Source organism: Mycobacteroides chelonae CCUG 47445 (assembly GCF_001632805.1).
GTDB classification, from domain to species: domain Bacteria; phylum Actinomycetota; class Actinomycetes; order Mycobacteriales; family Mycobacteriaceae; genus Mycobacterium; species Mycobacterium chelonae.
Map to the genome: position 1 here is coordinate 2,938,467 of NZ_CP007220.1, position 7,017 is coordinate 2,945,483.

General features: G+C 65.8%; 6 protein-coding genes. 5 read left to right on the forward strand and 1 reads right to left on the reverse strand.

The genetic code is table 11. The features are described 5' to 3' along the window. Position 1: 1 nt before the first annotated feature. A complete protein-coding gene (locus BB28_RS14465) occupies positions 2–1,684 on the forward strand; it encodes an NCS1 family nucleobase:cation symporter-1 (RefSeq protein WP_046254003.1) in 1,683 nt (560 codons plus the stop codon). On the opposite strand, the gene BB28_RS14470 is transcribed toward BB28_RS14465, so the two are convergent. Beyond that, on the reverse strand, positions 1,672–2,238 hold the full coding sequence (locus tag BB28_RS14470; protein ID WP_046254004.1) for a nucleotidyltransferase family protein: 567 nt from the start codon (positions 2,236–2,238) through the stop codon (positions 1,672–1,674). The two genes, BB28_RS14465 and BB28_RS14470, sit on opposite strands and share 13 nt — an antisense overlap. 92 nt (positions 2,239–2,330) lie before the next feature. On the opposite strand from BB28_RS14470, the gene dctA reads away from it, so the two are divergent. Genes dctA through BB28_RS14490 form a run of 4 tightly spaced genes read left to right on the forward strand, consistent with a single transcriptional unit; the run spans position 2,331 to position 7,015 of the window. Next, entirely contained in the window at positions 2,331–3,692 is a 1,362-nt protein-coding gene (dctA, locus tag BB28_RS14475; RefSeq protein ID WP_046254005.1) for a C4-dicarboxylate transporter DctA, read from the forward strand. 25 nt (positions 3,693–3,717) lie between these two features. Next, entirely contained in the window at positions 3,718–4,995 is a 1,278-nt protein-coding gene (locus tag BB28_RS14480; protein WP_081252271.1) for a DUF6986 family protein, read from the forward strand. Next, a complete protein-coding gene (gene alc / locus BB28_RS14485) occupies positions 4,992–6,008 on the forward strand; it encodes an allantoicase (protein WP_046254006.1) in 1,017 nt (338 codons plus the stop codon). The genes BB28_RS14480 and alc overlap by 4 nt, the downstream gene beginning before the upstream one ends. Before the next feature lie 50 nt (positions 6,009–6,058). After that, complete coding sequence (locus BB28_RS14490; RefSeq protein ID WP_109550725.1) at positions 6,059–7,015, forward strand: alpha/beta fold hydrolase; 957 nt, start codon at positions 6,059–6,061, stop codon at positions 7,013–7,015. The last annotated feature ends 2 nt before the right edge of the window (positions 7,016–7,017 follow it).

Genomic DNA, 7,017 nt, shown 5'->3' on the forward strand with positions numbered 1-7,017 from the left:
CGTGCGCACGATAGTAGGCGGCCCGATTCACCGCATCGAATCACGTTCCGGTGGATCGATTCTGATCCGGGAAAATATTGTTTCCGCGCAACACGGTGGCAACACCGGCCGCTTAGTTTCGGGTGTCACCAGCTTTCCTGGCTGGTCGACATTCGGAGGAGGTTGTGTGAGCGGCACACTCACGGCTGAGGCCATCGCCCCGACCGGCGGACACGGTGCTGCCGGGGAAAGTGTGATCAAGCCCGGCTATGACCCGGCGTTGACCAATGGCGACCTGGCACCGCTGCGGACTCAGAATTGGACCAGCTACAACTTCTTTGCGTTCTGGATGTCCGATGTACACAGTGTCGGCGGCTACGTCTTCGCGGGAAGTCTTTTCGCGCTGGGAATCTCAGCATCGCAGGTGCTGCTCGCACTGCTGGTCGGCATCGTGGCGGTGTACTGGCTGTGCAACCTGGTGGCGCGCCCTTCGCAACAGACCGGGGTGCCCTACCCGGTGACCACGCGCATCGCGTTCGGAGTGCGCGGCGCCAATCTTCCGGCCGTGATCCGCGGACTCATCGCCGTGGCCTGGTATGGCATTCAAACCTATTTGGCATCAACGGCCTTCGTGCTTCTGGCGGTGAAGTTCGAGCCCTCGCTGGGCCGCTACGCCAATGCCGACGAGTATGGCTTTCTGGGTCTGTCTTTCCTTGGCTGGGGCGGCTTCCTGCTGATGTGGGTACTGCAGGCCGCAGTCTTCTGGAACGGCATGGAGGCGATACGTAAATTCATCGACTTCTGCGGGCCCGCGGTGTACGCGGTGATGCTGGCACTTGCGCTCTATCTCGTCGTCGCGGCCGGTTGGGAAAACGTGCATTTCGGCTTGGCGTCGGGCCCGCCGAAAACGGGGTTCGCCGCAGCGGCGACGGTGCTCAGCGCGATCGCACTGGTGGTGTCGTACTTCTCGGGTCCCATGCTCAATTTCGGTGACTTCTCCCGATATGGCCGCACCTTCGACGAGGTCAAACGCGGCAATTTCCTGGGATTGCCGTTGAACTTCCTGTTCTTCGCCGTGTTGGCGGTGTGCACGGTGTCGGCCGGCGCAACGGTCATCGGACGCGGCGAGGACGGCGCCATCATCACCGACCCGGTGCTGATCGTGGACAAGATCAACAACACCACCGCGGCGGTGCTGGGCGTGCTCACCTTCGCGATCGCCACCATCGGGATCAACATCGTGGCCAACTTCGTCTCGCCCGCTTTCGATTTCTCCAATCTGGCCCCGACACGGATCAGCTGGCGTGCCGGCGGGATGATCGCGGCGGTCGGCTCGATCCTGATCACGCCCTGGAATCTCTACAACAACCCCAACACCATCCACTACACGCTCGACATTCTCGGCGCCGTGATCGGCCCACTCTTCGGAGTCCTGATCGCCGACTTCTATCTGGTGCGGGGCCGCACGGTCATCGTGGACGATCTGTTCACGCTGTCGCCGTCGGGGGCGTATTACTACCGCGGCGGTATCAACCCGGTCGCGGTGACCGCGACGGTGGTCGGTGCCGCGGTGGCCATTGCGACGGTGATCTGGGGCAGCGCGTATCTGGCCGCCTTTACCTGGTTCGTGGGCGCGGGTATCGGTTTCGCCGTCTATCTCCTCGGCATGCGATACACGCCGCGGCATCTGATTTACGGCCGGTAATCGTGGTCGCAACCCTCGCCGAGATGCGCGCACGGCACCTCGATCACATCGCCGCGTGCGGCCAGGTATGGCCCGGCTCCCCGGTCGCCCGCCAGCGCGCTCGACAACCGGCCGAAATGCTCCGAGCCGATGTACACCGGATGACCCGGCCGACCGCCGAATGTCGCGCGGACCAGTGCCGATCGGCGGCGCTCACTGGCGTGCAGCACCGCCCTGACTACTGGCCGCCCCACCGATGGCAGGTCCACCAGATGAATGAGAACTCCGGCCACATCTGTGCGCGGGTGCACAACTTCCAGCACCGCCCGCACCGATTCCGACACGCCGCCGCGCCACCGCGCGACGTCGATACCCCGTGCGGGCAAAGGTATCTCGGCCGACGCAGCGCCTTGCGTCACATAGATCTCGTCGCAACCGCCCCGATCCAGTGCTGCGACGGCCAGTTCGAGCCAGCGCCCGTTCTCGGCAAGGATCTTCGGCGTGCCGTAGCGGCTTCCGGCACCGGCCGCGAGCACCGCGCCGATGACGAGGCCCGTGCCGGTATCCGGTTGCATACGTCTATCGAACCGCACGGGCGCACCGTGCGTAATACGGGCTGAATACCGTGTTCACATCCGATAAACAGGCCGTCGTTACGGTCGCGCACATGTCGACCGCCATCGAGACACCCGCCAGTGAGATGGTGCGCCTGGCGAACAAGCCGCCCTGGTACCGATCGCTGTTCGTGCAGCTTCTGGTGGCGATCATCGCGGGCGTACTTATCGGGTGGCTGTGGCCGGAGGTCGGCGCTGATCTGCACCCCCTGGCGGACGGTTTCATCAAGCTGATCAAGATGCTGATCGCCCCGATCATCTTCTGCACGGTGGTGCTCGGGATCGCCCATGTCGGCGACCTCAAGTCCGTCGGCAGGATCGGCGTCAAGGCCCTGATCTACTTCGAGGCGGTCACCACATTTGCGCTGGTGTTCGGCCTGCTGGTGGGCAATCTGGCCAAACCGGGAGCGGGATTTCACATCGACGCGGGCACTCTGGCGACGGGGGCCGATGCCATCGCGAAGAAGACCAACAACGGTGAGCTGCCCCATACCGTCGAGTTCCTGCTCGGCATCATCCCCTCCTCGATCGTGTCGGCCTTCGCCGAGAACGCGCTGCTGCAGGTGCTGTTCTTCGCGGTGCTGTTCGGACTGGCGCTGGCCAAGTTCGGCGAATCGGGGCCACCGGTGGTCCTCGAGTTCATCGACCACCTCAGCCACATCTTCTTCACCATCATCGGATGGATCATGCGGCTGGCGCCGCTGGGAGCGCTCGGCGCGATGGCCTACATCGTGGGTCAATACGGCATCGGCTCGCTGGGCAGCTACGGCAAGCTCATCGCGGCCTGTTACGCGGCGGCGCTGCTGTTCATCGGAGTCCTGGCGGTGATCACGCGGATTTTCGCGGGAGTGAATCTCTGGAAATTCGTCGTCTACATCAAGGACGAGCTCTTCCTTGCTCTCGGAACCGCATCCACCGAAGTGGTGCTGCCGCGCATCATGACCAAGCTCAATTACGCGGGCTGTTCCAAGACGACCACCGGATTGGTCATTCCCACCGGTTACTCCTTCAATCTCGACGGAGCCACCCTGTACCTGTCGATCTGTGTGCTGTTCCTCGCGCAGGCACTCGGGGTCGACCTGACCCTCGGAGAACAGATCACCGCCGTGCTGGTGCTGATGCTCACCTCCAAAGGCATGGCCGGCGTGCCGGGTTCATCGTTCCTGGCACTCTCGGCCACCGTCGCGGCGATTGGCCACGGCGCCATCCCGGTGGCCGCCGTGGCGCTACTGCTGGGCGCCGACCGGATCATGGACTCGATGCGCGTGTCGGTGAATCTGCTGGGTAACTGCGTGGCCACGATGGTGGTGGCCAACTGGGAAGGCCAACTCGACAAGGACCGCATGCGCGCGGTTCTCGCCGGTGAACAGGTCGCCGACGAGCCCGAGGAGGAATCCTCAGCTGCACACGCCTGAGCGCCGCCGCAGCGAGTCTGCGAGCATGGGACCCGTGTCAGCGGCTTCTACGTCCCATCCACCAGAGGCCGATGGTCCCGACTGGCTGGCTCCCATCGCAGCGCTGGTGGCTGGTCTGGACGCCGAGCTGGCGTCTTCCTACCCCGATGGCCGCAGTGAACCACAACCGATCCACACCGCGTACGTCAGCGCGGCGCTGGCCGGCGTGCAGACCACCGCGCAGTGGGGTGAATCCGCACTCGAACTCCTCGGGCGCCACGAGGATGTGCTCACGGCACTCGACACACAGGGCGTCCTGCCCCGCGTCTCAGAACGGCTTGCCTCCTCCCCCGTCCAGGACCTGCGGGTGGACTTCGAGGATGGCTACGGCTGGCGCGAAGACAGCACCGAGGACGCGGACGCACGCAAGGCGGGACGCACCTTGCGTGCACTGTCGATCGAGGCGAATCCTCCTGCGGTACTGGGCATCCGGATCAAGGGCCTAACCTCCCTACACCTGCGGCGCAGCGTGCGCACATTGGAACTGGTGCTGGACGGCGCATCGGGCGTGCCGCGCGGATTCGTCACCACCATCCCGAAATTCCGTGCGCTGGCTCAGGTCGAGGCGGCCCTGCGTTTGTTCGACGAACTCGAGCGGGTACACGGATTACCCCATGGTTCACTGCGTTTCGAGCTTCAGATCGAAAGCCCGCAAGCAGTGCTGGGCGCCGACGGCACCGCCACGCTGGCCAAGGCCATCCATCTTGGGCAGGGGCGCCTCACCGCTTTGCATTACGGAACCTATGACTACAGCGCGGCATGCGGGATCGCCGCCGAGCATCAGTCACTGGAACATCCCGTGGCCGATCATGCCAAGGCGGTGATGCTCGCCGCCGCCGCGCAGACCGGAGTGTGGGTATGCGACGGCTCCACCCAGGTGATCCCCGACGGCACCCTCGAACAGCAGCGGTCGGCACTCACCAGACATCACCGGCTGGTCACCCGCGCGCTCGACCGCGGCTATTGGCAGGGCTGGGACATGCACCCGGGACATCTAGTCACCCGCTGGCTGGCGACCTATGGATTTCACCGGCGCGCGCTCGCGGTGGCCGGCCCGCGCATCGTCGCCTACCTGCAACGGCAGGGCGGCGGTGTCATCGATGAACCGGCGACGGCGCAGGCCTTGGCGGCCGGGGTTCTGCGTGGTCTGGACTGCGGCGCCTATTCCCCCGACGACGTGGTCGCCATCGCACCCGGATGCGACCGGGCGGTACTGGACCAACTCGTGCAACGCACCACAACAGGAGATACCGACCAGCAATGACCGGCAATACACCCACCGGGCTGCCAGATTTCACGATGCTGCCTGATCTGGCGCTGCGGCCGCTCGGCGGCGCGGTGATCTGGGCCAACGACGACCTCTTCGCGGAGAAGGAGAACCTGATCAAGCCCGGGCCCGCCGACTACCGGCCCGCGACCTTCGGGCACAAGGGACAGGTGTACGACGGGTGGGAGACGCGGCGCCGGCGCGACCCTGCGGACGAGCCCGGCCACGACTCCGCCATCGTCCGGCTGGGCGTCCCCGGTGTGATCGCGGGCATCGTCGTCGACACCGCGTGGTTCAAGGGCAACTACCCGCCGGAGATATCGGTCGATGCCGCCGAGATCGAGGGGTACCCGCCCGCCGACGATATCGCGCGGAATACTCACTGGCACAGCATTATCGGGCGCACCAAGGTCTACGGAGACAGCCGCAACGTCTTCGACGTCCACTCCACACAACGGTGGACACATGTGCGGTTGACCATGCACCCGGACGGCGGAGTCGCCCGATTGCGCGTGCATGGCCATGGCCGGCCCGACCCGCGATTCCTTGACGCCGGGCAGTTCGACCTGGCCGCCATCGAGAACGGCGGTCTGGTGACCGATTGCTCCAACCGCTTCTACAGCTCACCGCAGAATCTGTTGTTCCCCGGCGTTGCCCGGGTGATGGGCGACGGATGGGAAACCGCACGCCGCCGCGACGATGCCAACGACTGGGTGCAGGTGCGGCTCGCCGGTGAAGGGGTACTGCGCCTGGCTGAGATCGACACCTCGTATTTCGTGGGCAACAGTCCCGGTGCGGCGGGTCTGCAAGGCCGGACCGCCCAGGGTGATTGGGTTCCGCTGCTGCCACGCACCTCACTACAGCCCGACACCCGGCACCGTTTCCTGCTGGAGAGCCAGCAGCCCGTCACCGACGTGCGCCTGGACATCTACCCCGACGGTGGGCTGGCGCGCCTGCGTCTCTTCGGTGACCTCACGAGCGCGGGGCGGGCCTCCCTGCAGGGCCCGTGATCGGTCCGCGCCTGGCACAGCTCTTGCGGACGTCAATAGACTCCTTCGACGTGACCGAACGAGAGAAGACGGATTCCGCACCCACCAAGGACGCGGGGGCCGCCCTCGACGTGGAGGGCTCCGGTGTCCAACCCCCGGTGTCCGACCGGATACGCAGAGCTTTCTGGTGGTTGGAGCGCTTCGCACCGGCCATCGGATCCCGCTGGGCGGTCGAGCTGTGGTGCACCCCGCCGGTCATCGAATCGAGTCTGCGCATGCCGCCCGGTGTACCCCCCGGCGAGCCGCTGGAGGCCCATTGGGACGGGCACCGGATTGCGGGTGAGTCATGGGGCGAGGGGCCGACGGTCTACCTGGTCCACGGCTGGGGCGGGCAGCGCACGCATCTGGGGATCTTCATCAAGCCGCTGCTGCAGGCCGGTTACCGCGTCATCGCCTTCGACCTGCCCAGCCATAGCGAGTCCGCTGGGGGCGCGCTCGCACCGGGGCGCACCACGCTTATCGAGTGCGCGCACGCGGTGGCGGCCGTCATCAAGGAGCACGGGCCCGCCCACGCGGTGGTGGCCCACTCCCTGGGGGCCAACGCGACCACCTTCGCGGCCTCCTATGGCGCATCGGTGGGCCGCTTGGTGTACCTGGCACCGATGGGCGATTTCCCCCTCTATCTCGACCTGTTCGCCGCACGCCATGGCTTCGGCAAGCGGATACGCGCCGGATTGCAGCGCCAGCTCGAGCGCCGCATCGAGATGACGCTGCCCGAAACCGAGTTGGTCCGCGTCGCTGCGACCGCCGGGCATCCCCCGCTGCTGCTGATCCACGACCCCGACGACCCGGACACACCGTACGCGTCGAGCGAGCGTCTGGCGCAGTCATGGCCCGGTGCACGTTTCATGGCGACGAAGGGACTCGGGCGCCTGGCGCACTTCCGAATCCTGCGGCATCGTCCCGCGATCAACGCCGGTCTCGAATTCATCGGGCCAGCAGCCGAACAGCAGCCAGTAGACGCGTAGAG

Bases quoted from the DNA above. Each gene is read 5' to 3' on its own strand.
- dctA (WP_046254005.1), top strand. From the start codon at position 2,331: ATGTCGACCGCCATCGAGACACCCGCCAGTGAGATGGTGCGCCTGGCG.
- alc (WP_046254006.1), top strand. From the start codon at position 4,992: ATGACCGGCAATACACCCACCGGGCTGCCAGATTTCACGATGCTGCCT.
- BB28_RS14480 (WP_081252271.1), top strand. From the start codon at position 3,718: ATGGGACCCGTGTCAGCGGCTTCTACGTCCCATCCACCAGAGGCCGAT.
- BB28_RS14470 (WP_046254004.1), bottom strand. From the start codon at position 2,238: ATGCAACCGGATACCGGCACGGGCCTCGTCATCGGCGCGGTGCTCGCG.